Annotated in this window: 16 protein-coding genes; 10 read left to right on the top strand and 6 right to left on the bottom strand. The window is 62.3% G+C overall.

What is annotated here, in order from left to right:
• Positions 1-8 precede the first annotated feature (8 nt).
• On the top strand, positions 9-1,379 hold the full coding sequence (gene gabT, locus ACIQTW_RS05500; protein WP_402934514.1) for a 4-aminobutyrate--2-oxoglutarate transaminase: 1,371 nt from the start codon (positions 9-11) through the stop codon (positions 1,377-1,379).
• Between the two features lie 222 nt (positions 1,380-1,601).
• On the opposite strand, the gene rarD is transcribed toward gabT, so the two are convergent.
• Complete coding sequence (gene rarD, locus ACIQTW_RS05495; RefSeq protein ID WP_402934511.1) at positions 1,602-2,687, bottom strand: EamA family transporter RarD; 1,086 nt, start codon at positions 2,685-2,687, stop codon at positions 1,602-1,604.
• Between the two features lie 116 nt (positions 2,688-2,803).
• On the opposite strand from rarD, the gene ACIQTW_RS05490 reads away from it, so the two are divergent.
• The 6 genes from ACIQTW_RS05490 to ACIQTW_RS05465 all read left to right on the top strand — a co-directional run bounded on the left by ACIQTW_RS05490 (position 2,804) and on the right by ACIQTW_RS05465 (position 10,484).
• Positions 2,804-4,237, top strand: a complete 1,434-nt coding sequence (locus tag ACIQTW_RS05490) for an FAD-dependent oxidoreductase (RefSeq protein WP_402934508.1) — start codon at positions 2,804-2,806, stop codon at positions 4,235-4,237.
• Between the two features lie 89 nt (positions 4,238-4,326).
• Entirely contained in the window at positions 4,327-5,670 is a 1,344-nt protein-coding gene (locus ACIQTW_RS05485) for a GAF domain-containing protein (protein ID WP_402934505.1), read from the top strand.
• Positions 5,671-5,766: 96 nt separating this feature from the next.
• The gene (locus ACIQTW_RS05480; RefSeq protein ID WP_402934502.1) at positions 5,767-7,290 is read left to right on the top strand and encodes an aldehyde dehydrogenase family protein; all 1,524 of its coding nucleotides are present in this window, start codon (positions 5,767-5,769) and stop codon (positions 7,288-7,290) included.
• Between the two features lie 34 nt (positions 7,291-7,324).
• A complete protein-coding gene (gene adhP, locus ACIQTW_RS05475; RefSeq protein ID WP_402934500.1) occupies positions 7,325-8,347 on the top strand; it encodes an alcohol dehydrogenase AdhP in 1,023 nt (340 codons plus the stop codon).
• On the top strand, positions 8,347-8,763 hold the full coding sequence (locus ACIQTW_RS05470) for a DUF779 domain-containing protein (protein WP_402934497.1): 417 nt from the start codon (positions 8,347-8,349) through the stop codon (positions 8,761-8,763). The genes adhP and ACIQTW_RS05470 overlap by 1 nt, the downstream gene beginning before the upstream one ends.
• Before the next feature lie 167 nt (positions 8,764-8,930).
• A complete protein-coding gene (locus ACIQTW_RS05465; protein ID WP_402934495.1) occupies positions 8,931-10,484 on the top strand; it encodes an APC family permease in 1,554 nt (517 codons plus the stop codon).
• Between the two features lie 84 nt (positions 10,485-10,568).
• Here the strand turns inward: ACIQTW_RS05465 and ACIQTW_RS05460 are convergent, their stop codons facing one another.
• The 4 genes from ACIQTW_RS05460 to ACIQTW_RS05445 form a co-directional block, all read right to left on the bottom strand.
• Positions 10,569-11,204: a DUF2461 domain-containing protein gene (locus ACIQTW_RS05460; RefSeq protein ID WP_402934492.1), complete on the bottom strand. Its 636-nt coding sequence runs from the start codon at positions 11,202-11,204 to the stop codon at positions 10,569-10,571.
• 132 nt (positions 11,205-11,336) lie between these two features.
• On the bottom strand, positions 11,337-12,818 hold the full coding sequence (locus tag ACIQTW_RS05455) for a catalase (RefSeq protein ID WP_309074041.1): 1,482 nt from the start codon (positions 12,816-12,818) through the stop codon (positions 11,337-11,339).
• Positions 12,819-12,832: 14 nt separating this feature from the next.
• Entirely contained in the window at positions 12,833-13,309 is a 477-nt protein-coding gene (locus ACIQTW_RS05450; protein ID WP_017199873.1) for a Fur family transcriptional regulator, read from the bottom strand.
• 30 nt (positions 13,310-13,339) lie between these two features.
• On the bottom strand, positions 13,340-14,134 hold the full coding sequence (locus tag ACIQTW_RS05445; RefSeq protein ID WP_402934488.1) for a hypothetical protein: 795 nt from the start codon (positions 14,132-14,134) through the stop codon (positions 13,340-13,342).
• A 92-nt stretch (positions 14,135-14,226) separates the two neighbouring features.
• On the opposite strand from ACIQTW_RS05445, the gene ACIQTW_RS05440 reads away from it, so the two are divergent.
• The gene (locus ACIQTW_RS05440; protein WP_402934485.1) at positions 14,227-15,498 is read left to right on the top strand and encodes an MFS transporter; all 1,272 of its coding nucleotides are present in this window, start codon (positions 14,227-14,229) and stop codon (positions 15,496-15,498) included.
• A 135-nt stretch (positions 15,499-15,633) separates the two neighbouring features.
• On the top strand, positions 15,634-16,503 hold the full coding sequence (htpX, locus tag ACIQTW_RS05435) for a zinc metalloprotease HtpX (protein ID WP_402934483.1): 870 nt from the start codon (positions 15,634-15,636) through the stop codon (positions 16,501-16,503).
• 78 nt (positions 16,504-16,581) lie between these two features.
• Here the strand turns inward: htpX and ACIQTW_RS05430 are convergent, their stop codons facing one another.
• The gene (locus tag ACIQTW_RS05430) at positions 16,582-17,073 is read right to left on the bottom strand and encodes a YajQ family cyclic di-GMP-binding protein (RefSeq protein ID WP_017200185.1); all 492 of its coding nucleotides are present in this window, start codon (positions 17,071-17,073) and stop codon (positions 16,582-16,584) included.
• Positions 17,074-17,255: 182 nt separating this feature from the next.
• Here ACIQTW_RS05430 and ACIQTW_RS05425 point away from each other — a divergent pair, with 182 nt between their 5' ends.
• The gene (locus ACIQTW_RS05425; protein ID WP_144648679.1) at positions 17,256-17,522 is read left to right on the top strand and encodes a hypothetical protein; all 267 of its coding nucleotides are present in this window, start codon (positions 17,256-17,258) and stop codon (positions 17,520-17,522) included.
• Positions 17,523-17,634 lie beyond the last annotated feature (112 nt).

Below are 17,634 nucleotides of genomic sequence, written 5' to 3'. Positions count from 1 at the left end.
ACCACCTCATGACCACCACCGCGAACGAACTCTCGTACCGCATCGAGCAGAAGCGCAACATCAACGGCGCCTTCCCCGGCCCCAAGTCGCAGGCACTGGCTGAGCGCCGCTCCGCCGTCGTTGCTGCCGGCGTAGCCTCCGGCGTGCCCGTTTACGTTGAAGACGCCGACGGCGGCATCATCCGCGACGTGGACGGCAACTCCTTCATCGACCTCGGCTCCGGCATCGCCGTGACCAGCGTCGGCGCGTCCGATCCCGCCGTCGTCGCCGCTGTCCAGGAAGCTGCTGCTCACTTCACGCACACCTGCTTCATGGTGACCCCGTACGAGGGCTATGTTGCAGTTGCCGAGCAGCTCAACCGCCTCACCCCGGGCGACCACGCCAAGCGCACGGTCCTGTTCAACTCCGGCGCTGAAGCCGTGGAAAACGCCGTCAAGGTTGCACGCCTGGCTACCGGCCGCGATGCCGTAGTAGCTTTCGACCACGCCTACCACGGCCGCACCAACCTGACCATGGCACTGACTGCCAAGGCCATGCCGTACAAGACCAACTTCGGCCCGTTCGCGCCCGAGGTCTACCGCATGCCCATGAGCTACCCGTTCCGTGAAGAGAACCCGGAGATCACCGGTGCCGAGGCCGCCAAGCGCGCCATCACCATGATCGAGAAGCAGATCGGCGGCGACCAGGTTGCCGCGATCATCATCGAGCCCATCCAGGGCGAGGGCGGCTTCATCGTTCCCGCCGAAGGTTTCCTGCCGGCGCTGTCCGCCTGGGCCAAGGAAAAGGGCATCGTCTTCATCGCTGACGAGGTCCAGTCCGGTTTCTGCCGCACGGGCGAATGGTTCGCCGTTGACCACGAAGGTGTTGTCCCGGACATCATCACCATGGCCAAGGGCATCGCCGGCGGCCTCCCGCTGTCCGCCATCACCGGGCGCGCAGACCTGCTCGACGCCGTCCACCCGGGCGGCCTCGGTGGCACCTACGGTGGCAACCCGGTTGCTTGCGCAGCAGCACTCGCAGCCATCGACACCATGGAACAGCACGACCTCAACGGCCGAGCACGCCACATCGAAGAGCTCGCCCTGGGCAAGCTCCGCGAACTGGCATCTGAGCTTTCCGCAGGCGGGGGTTCCGTGGTTGGCGACATCCGCGGCCGCGGCGCCATGCTGGCTATCGAGCTCGTCCAGCCCGGTTCCAAGGAGCCGAACGCTGAGCTCACCAAGGCTGTTGCTGCCGCTTGCCTCAAGGAAGGCGTCATCATCCTGACCTGTGGCACCTACGGCAATGTGATCCGTCTGCTCCCGCCGCTGGTCATCAGCGACGAACTGCTCATCGACGGCCTCGAGGTCCTCGCAGCAGCCATCAAGGCTCACGCGTAAGACTTTCTCGCTTGTTCTGGGGGAGGGCCGGTTTGTACCCGGCCCTCCTCCTGCGTTTAAGCGGTGCGCCGCCGAGCTCGAGTTCGCGGGAAAGCGCCGGGTTCGCTGGAGCTAACCGGCGTTGCAACGCACGGCTGCTCGAGCTACGCGCCGAGGCTCGCTGTTGTTCGGCAGCCCCGGCTTACAACGCGGGGAGTACCGGACAGGGCAGGAATGAGGGGCCTACGAGCCAGCAGCTGCCAGCCGAGCCTGCTTTTTCAGCACCGAATTCTTCCGGGCGGTCCGAAGCATGTCGATTGTCAGCAACACCAGCGCCAACCACACCACGCAGAAACCGATCCAGCGGGCAGTGGTCATGGTCTCGTTGAACACGGTCAGGGCCACGATGAACTGAAGGACCGGCGCGAAGTACTGCAGTAGGCCGATGGTGGTCATGGGAAGTCGGCGAGCTGAGGCGCCGAAGAACAGCAAAGGAACCGCAGTGATAACGCCGGAAGCCACCAGCAGCCAGAAGTGGCCCGCCCCCAGCGTAGTGAGAGTTTCAACGCCGGTTACCGCGAGGACAACCATGGTGATGGCTGCAAAGGGAGCCAGCACCACCGTTTCCACGCTGAGGCTCGTGAGGGCGTCAACCTTGGGGCCGACGCGCTTCTTCACGAAGCCGTAAAGCCCGAAGCTGAAGGCCAGGATCAGGGCAATCCACGGGAGCTGTCCGTAGGAGAATGTCAGGACGCCCACAGCCACGAAGCCGATGCCCACAGCTGCCCACTGCAGGGGACGCAGCTTTTCTTTGAGGACGAAAACGCCGAGCAAAACCGAGACCAGCGGGTTGATGAAGTAGCCCAAAGATGTCTCAACGGCATGGCCCGTGGTGACGCCGAATGTGTAGGTGAGCCAGTTGATGGCAATCAGAACTGCCGCCAGGGCCAAAGGACCGAAAACGCTGCTGTCCTTCACCGCCGCCCAGAATGTCTTCCAGGCCCGCGTGATGGTGATGAGCAGTGCACAGAAGAGCAAGGACCAAACAATCCGGTTGGCCACGATCTCGATTGCACTGGCCGGCATGAGGACGAAGAAGTACAGCGGAAGCAGGCCCCACAGTCCGTAAGCGCCGATACCGAACAGGATTCCCGCCGTCGACTCGCTCCGCACAGGCTTGCTGCCAGATTTAGCGGAACCGCCGGTACCTCTGCCGCCGCTCCCGACGGTCGTCGTCGTTGGCTGGTTTGAGGAGGGGGAGCTGGCAGCTATCTGTTCCGGAGTCGACACATTGTCGGCAACACCACCGGCATGCGCAATATTCCGCAATCTTTAGTAAATTCTGTGACTCCTGCCATATAAGCGGTTCGGCGTAGGGTCGACATCTAGAATTGGAATCTGCGCGCCCCAACAACGGCGTGGCTCACTGCTTCGGAAGGGTAACGGTGTCCAACTCAGCCGCAACAACCCCCAATCGTCCGCTTCGCGTTGCGATCGTTGGTGCAGGACCCGCAGGCGTGTACGCCGCGGACATCCTGACGAAATCGAACGAGGTCAAAGACGGGCATGTGGAGGTCAGTATCGATCTCTTCGAGGCATATCCGGCACCGTACGGCCTTATCCGCTACGGCGTGGCGCCTGATCACCCGCGAATCAAGGGCATCGTGAACGCGCTGCACAAGGTATTGGACCGCGGCGATATCCGCTTCCTCGGCAACGTGACCTACGGCAAGGACCTCACTCTCCACGATTTCCGAGCGTTCTACGACGCCGTGATCTTCTCCACGGGTGCCATTAAAGACGCCGACTTGAGGATCCCCGGCGTCGAGCTGGAGGGCTCCTTCGGTGGGGCAGACTTCGTTTCCTGGTATGACGGACACCCCGACGTCCCCCGGGACTGGCCCTTGGATGCCAAGGAAATCGCCGTGATCGGCAACGGCAACGTGGCACTGGATGTGGCCCGCATGCTGGTCAAGCATCCCGAGGAACTCCTGGTCACGGAGATCCCGGACAACGTCTACGCGGGGCTCAAGAAGTCGCCGGTCACCGACGTTCACGTCTTCGGCCGCCGTGGCCCCGCCCAGGTGAAGTTCACGCCGTTGGAGTTGCGGGAGTTGTCCCACTGCAAGGACGTGGACATCGTCCTGTACCCGGAGGACTTCGAGTTCGACGAGGCTTCGGATGAAGCCATCAGGACGAACAACCAGATCAAGACCATGGTGAACACCATGACTAACTGGCTGGTGGAGGAGCACGCAGAATCGGAGCAGCCGTCGTCGCGGCGCCTGCACCTGCACTTCCTGCACAGCCCGGTGGAAATTCTGGATTCGCCCGAAACGCCCGGAAAAGTCTCCGCCATCAAGTTTGAGCGCATGCAGTTGGACGGAACCGGCAACGTCAAGGGCACCGGCGAGTTCATCGAATACCCCGTTCAGTCCGTCTACCGCGCCATCGGTTACCACGGTTCCCCCTTGGAGGAACTTGAGTACGATGCCCGCCGCGGCGTCATACCGAACGACGGCGGTCGCGTCCTGGATGCCGACGGCAAGCCCGTGCCGGGAATCTACGCCACGGGCTGGATCAAGCGCGGACCGGTGGGGTTGATCGGGCATACCAAGGGTGATGCCCTGGAGACCATCGGCTTCCTCCTCGAAGACAGGCTCAACCTGCCCCCGGCGGAGAACCCGGATCCCCAAGCCATCATCGACCTCCTTGAGGAGCGCGGCGTCGAATACACCACGTGGGAGGGCTGGAACAGGCTTGATGCCCACGAAGCCGCGTTGGGTGCTGAGTGGACTGCCGGTGAAGGTAACGGTGTGGTCCGCGAGCGCATCAAGGTTGTTCCGCGCGAGGAAATGATCCGGATCTCCCGCGGCTGACATTCGTCTCCACCCGAACTAGACTTCACGGTACTGTCCCGCCCACCACATGTGCAGCGCACTGTCATTGCGGACTACCAGGGAGTTCGATGAGGAATCCAGTTCATCCGCCGGTTCCAGGCAGCGATGCCGCGGAGCTGTTGCAGAAGCGTGCCCTGACGGGCCACGAGCGTCTGGACTCTTTGCGTCTCGGGATGCCTGAGGACATCGTGGGATTGCGCCGTCTGGTGCGTGAATCCTGGCAACGTTCGGCAACACTGCAGGCCAACCCGGACGTCGCGGAGGCTCCCCTCGCAATGGACCGCGATGAGCTTGAGGAGTATCGCAGGCAGCACCCCTTGGCGACGATCATGCCGGTGATCAAGAAGCTCCTGGTTCAGCCTAGTCATGACAGCGGCCTGTTGGTGGCAGTGGGTGACGACGTCGGGCGGCTCCTGTGGGTGGATGGCGATCCCGTGATGCAGCGCCGCGCCGAGGGCATGATGTTCGTGGCCGGTGCGGACTGGTCCGAGGCCTCTGTTGGCACCAGCGCACCCGGGACTGCGCTGGCCTTGGACCGCAGCATCCAAATTTCCGGGGCGGAACACTTTAAGCGATCGGTCCATCCATGGAGCTGTACGGCGGTTCCCTTCCACGACCCCGATTCCGGCGCAGTACTGGGCGTTGTGGATATCACTGGCACTGAAACCGCTGTCGCCGCGCATACCCTTTCGTTGGTGGAGGCTACCGTTGCCGCCGCTCAGGCTCAGCTCCGCATTGAACGACTGACGCTCGCCGCCGCAGTCAAGGACAAACCTCGACGCCGAAGCGCGTCTGCTGCGTCCGGCCACGCGCTCTACCGGAACAGCCTCCAACTGTTGGGGCGTGACCAAGCCTTGCTCAGCATTAACGGGCGGACGGTTTCCTTGTCTGCCAGGCACAGCGAGATCCTGGCCATCCTGAGCAACCACCCCGCAGGGCTCAGTGCCGAAGACCTGTGCACCCAGCTGTATCCCGGGGATGGTTCTGCCGTGACACTTCGCGCGGAAATGGTGCGGCTCCGCAAAGTCATGCAGGAACTCAGCCCGGAGGCGGTCCCCGAATCCCGTCCTTACCGCCTGCCGGTTGAGCTGTTGCCCGACTCTGGCCAGGTCCTCAGTTGCCTCCAGCGCGGCGCCCACCGCATCGCCCTGGAAATCTACAAAGGTGGGCTCTTGCCACGCTCGGAGGCGCCCGGCGTCGTGCAGTTGCGCGAACGGGTCTCGCACCTGCTGCGCGAGGCGCTGCTGAGCGACGGCAGCGTCGATTCGCTCCTCAAGTACGCTGAACTGCCCGAGGCGAAGTACGACGTCGACCTCCGCCTTGCCGTCCTGAAGCTGCTGCCGCCGCGCTCACCCAAGCGGGCCGCCGTCGTCGCTGACCTTGAGCGGATCGAAACGGAACTCAAAGCGTGAGCTGACTCACACGGTTGCAACGTAGCTGCAACCTCCCCGCTCCTAAGCTCGGATCAATGGCGACAGCCACCGTGATTCGCAGCAAAGGAGCTAGCAATGACCGTTTATGCACAGCCAGGTGCCGAGGGTTCCAAGGTCACCTTCAAGGACCGCTACGAGAATTGGATCGGCGGCGAATGGGTTGCCCCGGTCAAGGGCGCCTACTTCGAGAACATTACCCCCGTCACGGGCAAGGCCTTCTGCGAAGTTGCCCGCGGCACTTCCGAGGACATCGAGCTGGCGCTGGACGCCGCCCACAAGGTTGCACCCTCCTGGGGCAAGACGTCCGCCACGGAACGCGCAGCCATCCTGAACAAGATTGCCGACCGCATCGACGAGAACGTGGAGCTCCTCGCGGTCGCGGAAACCTGGGACAACGGCAAGCCTGTCCGCGAAACCCTCAATGCCGACATCCCGTTGGCAGCCGACCACTTCCGCTACTTCGCCTCCGCTGTCCGGGCCCAGGAAGGCCACCTCTCCCAGCTGGATGAGGACACCACCGCCTACCACTTCAAAGAGCCACTGGGCGTTGTCGGTCAAATCATCCCCTGGAACTTCCCCATCCTCATGGCCGTGTGGAAGCTGGCACCGGCACTCGCAGCGGGCAATGCCGTGGTGCTCAAGCCCGCCGAGCAGACGCCCACGTCCATCCTGGTCCTCATGGAACTCATTGGAGACCTCCTGCCGGCAGGTGTGGTGAACGTCGTCAACGGTTTCGGTGTTGAGGCCGGAAAGCCCCTCGCTTCAAGCTCCCGGATCCGCAAGATCGCCTTCACGGGTGAAACCACCACCGGCCGCCTCATCAGCCAGTACGCATCCAACAACCTCATTCCGGTCACCCTCGAACTGGGTGGCAAGAGCCCGAACATCTTCTTCGACGACGTCGCCGCGCAGAACGATGCTTTCTACGACAAGGCCCAGGAAGGCTTCACGCTCTTTGCCTTCAACCAAGGCGAGGTGTGCACCTGCCCGTCCCGCGCCCTGGTCCAGGAAGGTATCTACGACTCCTTCATGACGGACGTCGTTGCCCGGACCAACAAGATTATTCAGGGAAACCCGCTGGATACCGACACCCAGGTTGGCGCCCAGGCCTCGAACGATCAGCTGGAGAAGATCCTGTCCTACCTCGACATCGGAAAGCAGGAAGGCGCCAAGGTCCTCACGGGCGGCGCCAGGGCTGAGCTTTCCGGTGACCTCGCGGGCGGCTACTACGTCCAGCCCACCATTTTCGAAGGCCACAACCGGATGCGGATCTTCCAGGAAGAGATCTTCGGCCCTGTCGTGTCCGTGACCAAGTTCAGCGACTACAACGACGCCATCGGCATCGCCAACGACACCCTTTACGGTTTGGGTGCCGGAGTATGGTCGCGCAACGGAAACGTTGCCTACCGCGCAGGCCGGGAAATCCAGGCCGGCCGCGTGTGGGTCAACAACTACCACGCCTACCCGGCAGGTGCCGCCTTCGGTGGCTACAAGTCCTCAGGTATTGGCCGTGAGAACCACGCCATGATGCTGGACCACTACCAGCAGACCAAGAACCTCCTGGTCAGCTACAACGAGAACAAGCTCGGCTTCTTCTAAACCCGTCCTGTTCATCGATCAAAGGAGATCGTCAATGTCCACAACCATGCAAGCTGCAGTAGTTACCGAATTCGGAACCGACCTTACGGTCAAGGAAGTGGAAAGGCCGACGCCGGGTCCCGGCCAGGCGCTGGTCCGCCTCATCACGTCGGGGGTATGTCATACCGACCTCCACGCCGCCGAAGGCGACTGGCCGGTCAAGCCGACACCACCGTTCATTCCAGGGCATGAAGGCGTGGGTGAAGTCGTGGCTCTGGGCGAGGGTGTCACGGACGTTGCCGTGGGCGACCTCGTAGGAAACGCGTGGCTGTGGTCCGCCTGCGGAGACTGCCAGTACTGCCGCACCGGCTGGGAAACCCTGTGCGAGTCCCAGCAGAACGGTGGTTACAGCGTGGACGGCTCGTTCGGCGAGTACATGCTGGTGGACACGCGCTTTGCTGCCCGCATCCCGGAAGGCTCGGACCCGGTGGAAGTGGCTCCGGTTCTGTGTGCCGGGGTCACCGTCTACAAGGGACTGAAGATGACCGAGGCCAAGCCCGGTCAGTGGGTCACCATCTCCGGCATCGGGGGACTGGGGCACATCGCGGTCCAGTACGCGGTGGCCATGGGGCTTCGCGTCGCGGCAGTGGATATTGCCGATGACAAGTTGGCGTTGGCCCGGGAGCACGGCGCCGAGCTAACGGTCAACGCAATGCATGAAGATCCGGCGGAGGTTATACAGCGTGAAACAGGGGGTTGCCATGGTGTCCTGGTGACCGCGGTCCATCCCTCGGCTTTCGGGCAAGCCATCGGAATGGCACGTCGCGGCGGAACCATCGTGTTCAATGGTTTGCCGCCGGGAGACTTCCCGGCGCCGATCTTCGAGATCGTCCTCAAGGGCCTCACGGTCCGCGGCTCGATTGTGGGAACGCGGCAGGACCTCGAGGAAGCTCTGGACTTCTACGCCCAAGGGAAGATCAAGCCAACGGTCTCCACCCGGGAACTCTCCGAGGTCAACGCGGTCTTTGACGAGATGAAGCACGCCAAGATCGATGGCCGAGTGGTCCTGAAGTTCTGATGAACGACGCCAGCGTGGAAGCTGCGGTGACGCTGCCCGGGGAGGATTTCTCCCGGGTGGCGCTCACCGCGGTGTCCGTGGAACTCCTTCGCAAACTCTGGGACCAGCACGGGCCACTCATGTTCCACCAATCCGGTGGTTGCTGCGACGGCTCTGCACCCATGTGCTATCCCGCGGGGGAGTTCCTGACCGGCGACTCCGATGTCCTACTGGGCCGCTTCGATATCGGAAGCGGAGGAGAACCGCAGCCCTTGGAGTTTTGGATGTCCAAGGAGCAGTTCAACTACTGGTCCCACACGCACCTCACAGTCGATGTGGTCCCGGGTCGCGGTAGTGGATTCTCAGTGGAATCACCTGAGGGCAAACGATTCCTGATCCGTTCCACCCTCATGGACTGGGATGTTCCAAGCGTTTAGGGGCCCATGGCTGGTGTGACGGGGGCTACGCGCCCTCGTCACACCAGCCACAGCCGTCACGGCGTTTCGTGGTTCGTCTCACTATCTGGGATAAATATGGTCGTCCAAGGGCCGGACACTATTCTTGATGAGTCCTATACCACTCCCATCCAGAATGTGGCATTTTCATGAACATTTTCAGGACCAAGTCGATCGAGCAGTCGATCGCCGATGCCGACGAGCCCGGGCGGAAGCTGAAGCGCAGCCTCAGCACCTGGGACTTGATGATCATGGGCGTCGCCGTTGCTGTCGGCGCCGGGATCTTCTCCGTTGGAGCCAAGGCTGCCGCAAACTTTGCCGGCCCTGCCGTCACAATTTCCTTCGCCATCGCCGCTGTCACGTGTGCCTTGGCCATCATGTGCTACGCGGAATTCGCTACAGCAATCCCCGTGGCAGGCTCCGCCTACGTCTTCACGTACGCCACTATGGGCGAAGTCCTCGCGTGGATCATTGGCTGGAACCTCATCCTTGAACTCTTCACCGCCGCAGCCGTGATCGCAAAGTACTGGGGCATTTACCTCAGCACGGTCTTCGGCCTGATGGGCGTGGAAATGCCCCCGTCAATCCAGGTGGCTGGTGTTGATCTTTACTGGGGCGCCTTCCTCATTGTCGCGATCTTCACCGTCTTGCTGGTGCTGGGGACAAAGCTGTCCGCCCGCGTTGGCAACGTCTTCACGCTGATCAAGATCGCCGTGGTGCTGTTCGTGATCGTTGTTGGCTTCAGCTACGTGAAGTTCTCCAACTACACCCCCTTCATTCCTGCCTCTGAGCCCACCGATTCCGGTGTTGCCGACGTCATGAAGCAGTCCTTCTTCGGATTCCTCACTGGCGCTGCTCCGGCCCAGTACGGAACACTCGGCGTCTTCGCCGGCGCAGCCCTGGTGTTCTTCGCCTTCATCGGCTTTGACGTGGTGGCAACCTCCGCCGAAGAGGTCAAGAACCCGCAGAAGACCCTTCCCCGCGGTATCTTCGGCGGCCTTGCAGTGGTGACGCTGCTCTACATCCTGGTCTCCCTCGCACTGACCGGCATGGTGTCCTACACGCAGTTGGCCGAGGTAAAGAACCCCACGCTCACCACAGCTTTCGAGGCGGTGGGCAACACTGACGCCGCCAAGATCATCGCGTTCGGTTCCCTGGTTGGCCTGACCACCGTGATTATGGTGCTGCTCATGGGCCTGTCCCGCGTGGTCCTGGCCATGAGTCGCGACGGCCTCCTGCCCCGCTCGCTGTCCAAGACGAGCGAAAAGCGCTCGACGCCGGCCCGGTTGCAGATCATCTGTGGTGCGGCCGTAGCCCTGGTTGCAGGCGTAACCAAGGTGGACCTGCTCGAGGAAATGATCAACATCGGAACGCTGTCCGCGTTCGTGATGGTGAGCCTTGGCATCCTGGTATTGCGCAAGAAGCGGCCTGACCTCAAGCCAGCCTTCCGGGTCCCGTTCGGGAAGGTTCTGCCGTGGGTCTCCGCAGTCCTCTGCTTCTACCTCATGACCAACCTGGCCGTGGAAACCTGGATCTTCTTCGCGATCTGGCTGGTCATCGGCATGGCCATCTACTTCGCCTACGGCCAACGCCACTCGCGGCTGAATGAGAAATTCGCCGCAGCCAAGGCCTCCGTCAATGGTGCCGCCGAAAGCCGCCAGACCAAGGGCGACGAGGACGAGGACAGCTACACCAAGGTTTAGACCAATGTGAGCAGCTTGTCGGACAGCTGAGCGATATTGAAGTACGGGACGCCCGGAGACCATCGGTTTCCGGGCGTTCCCGCGTTACGGCGCCGCATGCTCACCGACCCACTCCACCAGCGGCCTCAGCACTTCCCAACGGTCGGCGATCTCGTCCCGGGCTGTGGGAGTGGACAACCACTCCGGCTGACCCACCTCAACGCTGGCGGACAAGGACTTGTGCTTGAGCAATTCGGCACGTGGATGGTCTTTGTCGAAACCCCGTGGAACGGTCTTGAGTTTTTCGCCCTCAATCGCGAAGCCTGCCGCTGCCACCGCATCGACGATTTCCGCTAGCGCCAATCCACTGTCGGGAGCATCCACTGCTGCCCGGAAACGTGCCAGTTGGGCAGGCGTGTGGGAGTGGTAGCCGCCGCCGATCAGCAGACCATCGGCACTGATCTGGAGATAGTAGCCGACGCCTTCCTGGCTGGCAGCGAAGGCGCCTTGGGCTGTCTTGTACGGTGACTTGTCCTGGGAGAACCTGATGTCCCGGTTGGGCCGGAAGATCTTTGCCGGCCCGAACTTCGGCTCCAGCTCCGAAAGGAGGGCTGTCAGCGGTTCCTTCACCTCGGCGTCGTACGTTGTTTTATGCTCCAGCCACCACTCGCGGTTGTTGTTCTCTTCAAGCTCGGCGTAGAAACGGAATGCGGCAGTAGGGATGCCTTCGAATGTGCTCATAGAAGGATCCTAGGGACGGCATTACCCGCCCAGCCATAGCCAACGCGAGCTATGTGGAAAACAAAAGGAACACCCCGCCGCGGAGAAGATCCGCAACGGGGTGTTCCTGGAAATGCAGTAGAGCAGAGACGCTTAGAGCTTGTTGGCTGCTTCGGCGTCGGACTCGGTCTGGCCTGCACCGAGGTTGGCGCGGAGCTTGGCGCCGAGCTCGGAGTCAACGTTGGTCCAGTACTGGATGGCGCGTTCCTTGATGTCGGCGTGCTTCACGCCGCCGACGGCACCGGTGATGGTGTCCAGGAGGCGGGCCTTTGCGGCGTCATCGTAGACCTCGCGGTACAAGGTACCGGCCTGGCCGAAGTCGTCGTCCTCAGCGTGCAGGGTGTGGGCGGAGAGGGTGAGCTCGCCGTCGTTCTCCCAGCCACCGGCAGGTGAAGTCGGCTCAACAGCAGCCGGGCCACCCACCGAGTTCGGTGCGTATACCGGGGTGGAGGGGGAGTTGAACAGGAAACGACCCTGTCCGTCCTGGCTGTAGTTGTTGACCTGGTTCTTGGGCTGGTTCACCGGGATCTGTGCGTGGTTGGTGCCCACGCGGTAGCGGTGTGCGTCTGCGTAGGAGAAGATGCGGGCCTGCAGCATCTTGTCCGGGGAAGCGGCAATGCCCGGTACGAAGTTCGACGGCGCGAAGGTGGCCTGCTCGATCTGCGCGAAGTAGTTCTCCGGGTTCTTGTTCAGCTCCATGGTGCCCACGTGGATCAGCGGGTAGTCAGAGTGCGGCCAAACCTTGGTGAGGTCGAACGGGTTGAAACGGTAGGTCTTGGCGTCCTCGTAAGGCATGACCTGGACGTGCAGTTCCCAGGAGGGGAAGTTGCCGTCGGCAATGTTCTCCTGGAGGTCGCGAATGTAGAAGTCCGCGTCCGAGCCGGCAAGCTGTTCAGCCTGGTCGCCGGTGATGGTCTTGACGCCCTGGTTGGACTTGAAGTGGTACTTGACCCAGAAACGCTCGCCGGCGGCGTTGATCCACTGGTAGGTGTGCGAGCCGTAGCCCTGCATTTCACGCCAGGAAGCCGGGAGGCCGCGGTCGCCCATGAGCCAGGTGACCTGGTGTGCGGACTCGGGGGAGAGGGTCCAGAAGTCCCACTGCATGTCAGCGTCACGCAGGTGGCTGCCCGGGAGGCGCTTCTGGGAGTGGATGAAGTCCGGGAACTTGATGCCGTCGCGGATGAAGAAGACGGGGGTGTTGTTGCCAACGAGGTCGTAGTTGCCCTCGGAGGTGTAGAACTTCACGGCGAAACCGCGGGGGTCGCGCCAGGTGTCGGGAGAACCGTTCTCGCCTGCAACGGAGGAGAAGCGGATCAGCATGTCCGTCTCAACGCCCGGCTGCAGGAATGCTGCCTTGGTGTAAGCCGAAACGTCCGAGGTGGTCTTGAACGTACCGAATGCGCCGCCACCCTTGGCGTGCACTACACGCTCCGGGACCCGCTCGCGGTTGAACTGAGCGAGCTTTTCCACCAGGTAGTGGTCGGTGAGGATGATGGCACCGTCAGCGCCGACGGACTTCGAGTGCGCGTCGGAGGTAACGGGGGCACCTGACTGGGTTGTTGAAATGGCAGTCATTGTTCTCCTTTTTCTTATTTCTGAGTTACGGAAGTTACGGGAAGCTGTTGTTTGGACTGGCAGTCCTGGCAAATGCCCTGGTAAAGGACGTCTGCGATCTGGATGGTCATGGGCTTGGAATTCTCATCCCAGTGCGGGGTGAGGCACGGTGCGTGTCCCACAGCGCAATCCACGTCCTCCACCTTGCCGCAGCTGATACAGACGGCGTGGTGGTGGTTGTCGCCCACCCGGGTTTCGTAAAGCGCCGGGGAGTGCGGGGGTTCAAAGCGGCGCAGCATCTGCAGGTCCGTGAGGTCGCTGAGCACTACGTAAACGGACTGCGCCGTCAGTTCAGGAAGCTCTTTGCGGGCAGCGGCAAGAATGCCTTCTGCCGGAGAATGCGGATGGTGCTGGACTGCGGCAAGCACGGCCAGTCGCTGTTTGGTCACACGCCGGCCATGGGCATGCAGGGCGGCGGCCCATTCTGCCTGCTCGGCTGTGTGATCTGTCATGCATTCATTGAAACACTTATTTTGAGCAGTTCACAATAAGGCAAGGCTAACTTCTGGTAAACGGAACAGATCCTCCATGGGATTCACGTCTTCAGCGGCGGATCGACCCAGCGCATGGACCCGCAGAGGTGTGTCTCCTGTCTCGGATTCCAATGCCAGGCAACTGAAACCACTGAGACCTCCGCTCAAGGGAAGTGAGGCCAGAGCCGCAGCCATCGCCAGCAGTTCCGCGGGCTGGATGTCGCGAACGTTCGGCACAGTCCTGACAGGTTCGATCAACGTATGGACGGGTCCCGTTTTCACGGTCCGCACCAGCGGACCAGTGTCAGAAAAGGGCTCGACTTCAAAAGAGCGCTCGACGGCGGCGCCCGCCCAGGGTTCGGAACTCACGGAGGCCTCAGGTCGGCTCAGCCGCAGCGCCTCACGGACTGCCGCGTCGGTAGTTGCCAGGTTGTGCTCAGGCTCCCCGACCCGATGGTGGGCGGGCAACGAAAGCTGAGCACCCGGCGTCGTGGTTTCTCCGTCCCAACGCCCGAAGAGGTGGAAGGAGGGGGTTGAGGACTCGGCCACGGGCTCGCCTATGGCGGAGCCGAGCGGGTGCCAGCGGTGGGCGAACATCACCGCGAAGCGGGTTGCCCCCAGTACGTCATGGAGTGCGGCGCGTACCAGGTTGTGGCAGAAGAGCCAGTCGGACGCTGAAGCCTGCGCGAATTCGGTGGACGGATCGGAAAGCCTGATCAAGATGTGGCCGGCCGTGAAGGGATGGCGAGGCCGGGCGATTTCCCAAAACCCCGAACGGTACAGCAAACGTCGCTCCAAGCCCATGTCAACTCCTTCCCCCGGGTGAGCCTACCAAGCAGTTCCCGCAGCCAGGGAGGGTTGCCAGAGGTTGCTGCAATGCTCGTTAAGGTAGGACGGTGGCGAAACTACTGGCAGACATCACTCCCCTGAAGGAGAGTCCCGCTTTTCGGCGGCTCTGGCTGGGGGCCTCAGTAGCTGCCATCGGCACGCAGTTGACCTTGGTGGCTGTCAGCCTGGAGGTCTATCGGCTCACGCAGGAGAGCTTCTATGTGGGCCTCCTGGGAATCTTTGCGCTGGTTCCGTTGGTGATCGCCGGGCTCTACGGGGGTTCCGTTTCGGACGCCTACGATCGCCGCAAAGTTGCCCTCATTGCCTCACTTGTCCTCTGGATAACCACGGCCGGATTGGCCTTGCAGGCGTGGCTGGAGATCGGTAACATCTGGCTCCTTTATGCACTGGTGGCCATCCAAAGCGGCGCCCAAGGCATCAATGGCCCCGCCCGCAGCGCGATCATCCCGCTCCTGGTCCGCAAGGATCTGCTTCCGGCTGCCAACGCCCTGAGCATGCTGACGTTCGGCCTGTCCATGACCGCCGGGCCACTCCTGGCAGGCGTGCTCGTGGCAACCATCGGCTTCGGTTGGACTTACACCATCGATGTCATCAGCTTCACTTTCGCACTGTGGGGGCTCTTTAAACTGCCGCCCCTCCCGCCGTCCAAGGATGCCGTACGGCCCGGGCTGCGCTCCGTCGTGGAGGGCTTCCGGTTCCTCGGGACGCGGCCCAACGTCCGCATGACCTTCATCATCGACCTCATTGCCATGATCTGCGCCCAGCCCCGCGCACTGATGCCGGCCATTGGTGCGGTGATGATCGGCGGAGGCGAAACCACGGTTGGCGTGCTGCTTGCCTCGACGGCCGTGGGCGCTTTCCTGGCCGGGTTGTTCTCCGGGCCCTTGGGGCGGGTGCGCAAGCAGGGCAGCGCCGTGGTGTGGTCGGTGATTGGTTGGGGTGCGTCCATTGCCGGCTTCGGTCTGGTGGTGCTGCTGGCCGGGGATGCCGGCCGCGACGGTGTCACGCTCTGGCTGATCCCGGCAGCCTTCTGTTGCGCCCTTGCCGGAATCTCGGACTCGATCAGCGCCGTTTTCCGCACTACCATCCTGCAATCAGCCACCCCGGACCATATGCGGGGGCGACTCCAGGGTGTGTTCATCGTGGTGGTGGCCGGAGGTCCCCGGGTAGGGGACATGCTTGCCGGCGGTGTCACCCAGTTCCTGAGCGAAGGCGGAGTGCTTCTCCTGGGCGGGCTCCTCTGCATCCTTGTTGCCTGGTTCGCTTCGCGCATGCAGCCGGGATTCGTCGCGTACGACGCCAAGCATCCGGTCCCCTGACGCTGCCGGCCCCGCATTGCCAGCGGACGCTGCCGGCCCGGCGCCCACGTAGGCTGACAACGGAACACGACGAGCGGCGTCGGCGTTAATCCGTACAGAACCCGTGCAAAGCCGAGGAAAGCGACAAGAACAACCGTGCATAAACACAACAATGGACTCAAGACCGCAGCGCTCTTCGGTGTGCTGTGGGCGGTGTTGTTGGGTTTGGGCGCCATCATCGCGGCCGGTACGCGCAGCACCACGCCCATCTGGATCATGGCAGTGATTGGTGTGGCCACCACGGCCTACGGGTATTGGAACAGCGACAAGATCGCCATCCGTTCCATGGCCGCCTACCCCGTCACCGAGGCTCAAGCGCCGCAGCTCTACCAGATTGTTCGAGAGCTGTCCGCTCGTGCCAACAAGCCCATGCCGCGGATCTACCTCTCGCCCACCATGACGCCCAATGCCTTCGCCACCGGACGCAATCCCAAGAACGCTGCCGTGTGCTGCACCGAAGGGATCCTCCACCTGCTCGACGCCCGCGAACTCAGGGGAGTACTGGGGCATGAGCTGATGCACGTGTACAACCGCGACATCCTCACCTCGTCGGTAGCTGCTGCGGTGGCCGGCGTCATCACCTCCGTGGGCCAAATGTTGCTGATCTTTGGCAGCGGGGACCGACGCAACGCCAACCCGCTGGCTACCATCGCGATGGCACTGCTCGCGCCTTTCGCGGCGTCACTGATTCAGATGGCTATCTCCCGTACCCGTGAGTTCGACGCCGATGAGGACGGTGCGGAACTGACCGGCGATCCCTTGGCGCTTGCCTCAGCCCTGCGAAAGATCGAGTCCGGCGTCAGCCAACTGCCGCTCCCGCAGGATCAGAGGTTGGTCAATGCCTCACACCTGATGATCGCCAACCCGTTCCGTGGCGGCAGCATGCGGCGCATGTTCTCCACGCACCCACCCATGAAGGAACGGATCACCCGACTGGAGCGGATGGCCGGGCGCCCGCTGCTGTAATCGCCTTAAACGTCGCTGGTCCGCTGTTCCGTGGTTGCTCAACAACGGAACAGCGGGCCAGCGACGTGTCAGCGGATGCTAGCTGCGGAAGTTCACGAACTGCAGGTCAGCCTCTTCGAACTTCTTGAGGATGTTCATGGTCTCCTGCAGGTCATCACGGGACTTGGAGGTGACGCGGAGTTCGTCGCCCTGGATCTGGGACTTCACCGACTTCGGGGCTTCGTCGCGGATGATCTTATTGATCTTCTTGGCGATGTCCTGGGCAATGCCTTCCTTGATGGTGCACTCCAGGCGGAATTCCTTGCCGGAGGGGAAAGGCTCACCCTGATCCAGGGACTTCAGTGAGATACCGCGCTTGATGAGCTTGGACTGGAAGACGTCCAGGACAGCCAGGACGCGGTCCTCGGAGTTGGCCTTCATGAGGATCTTTTCGCCGCTGAAATCAATCTCAGCGCCGACGCCCTTGAAGTCGTATCGCTGCGCGATTTCCTTCTGGGACTGGTTGAGCGCGTTGGCGACCTCTTGCTTGTCTACCTTGCTTACGACGTCGAATGTGGATTCGCCTGCCATGACTCTCCTTAGGTTGGGGGCCCTGTGAGGGCGGGTTGGTCTGGCATCCAGCCTAGTACGGAAGGCGTGGGTTGGGGCCGTGGACTTCTTTCACAGTTCGCTCACAGCACATGCAGGGCTGGAACAGAGGCTGCTGGTCGAGAGTTGTACCAGTTGGAAGAACGCATCCACGGAGGATCAGCATGAGCAGCAAGGCCGTCCAGTCCATCAGCAAATCCGCGTCTGCAGCAGCAGGCTCTATTGGCACGGCTGCAGTTGCCGCAGCGAGTGCCGTGGCTGCCGCGGCCGTGGCAGCGTCGATCGTCCTGAGCCCCGTTCCCGACGCTACGTCCCGGATGGACGGAGTCCATGCTGATTTGCTGCGTGCCGTGCAGCTCAACCAGATCACCGCCGAGCAAGCCGAAAAGTTCGAAGCGAAACTGGCCGGCCGGATCCTCGGGGAAGCCTGAAATACCGCGAAATCCCGGGTGTCTGCGCCCGATTAGATTCTTCGCAGAAAGTTCTGTAAGGTTGTCTCTGCCTTCGGTTACCGGATCTAAAAGAAACGGTCTCCGGAAGTGA

The sequence above is a fragment of the Paenarthrobacter sp. NPDC090517 genome (assembly GCF_044769165.1).
In the GTDB taxonomy this organism is placed as follows: domain Bacteria; phylum Actinomycetota; class Actinomycetes; order Actinomycetales; family Micrococcaceae; genus Arthrobacter.
Note: the sequence above shows the minus strand (reverse complement) of the source record. Positions and strands in the feature narration are given on the sequence as shown.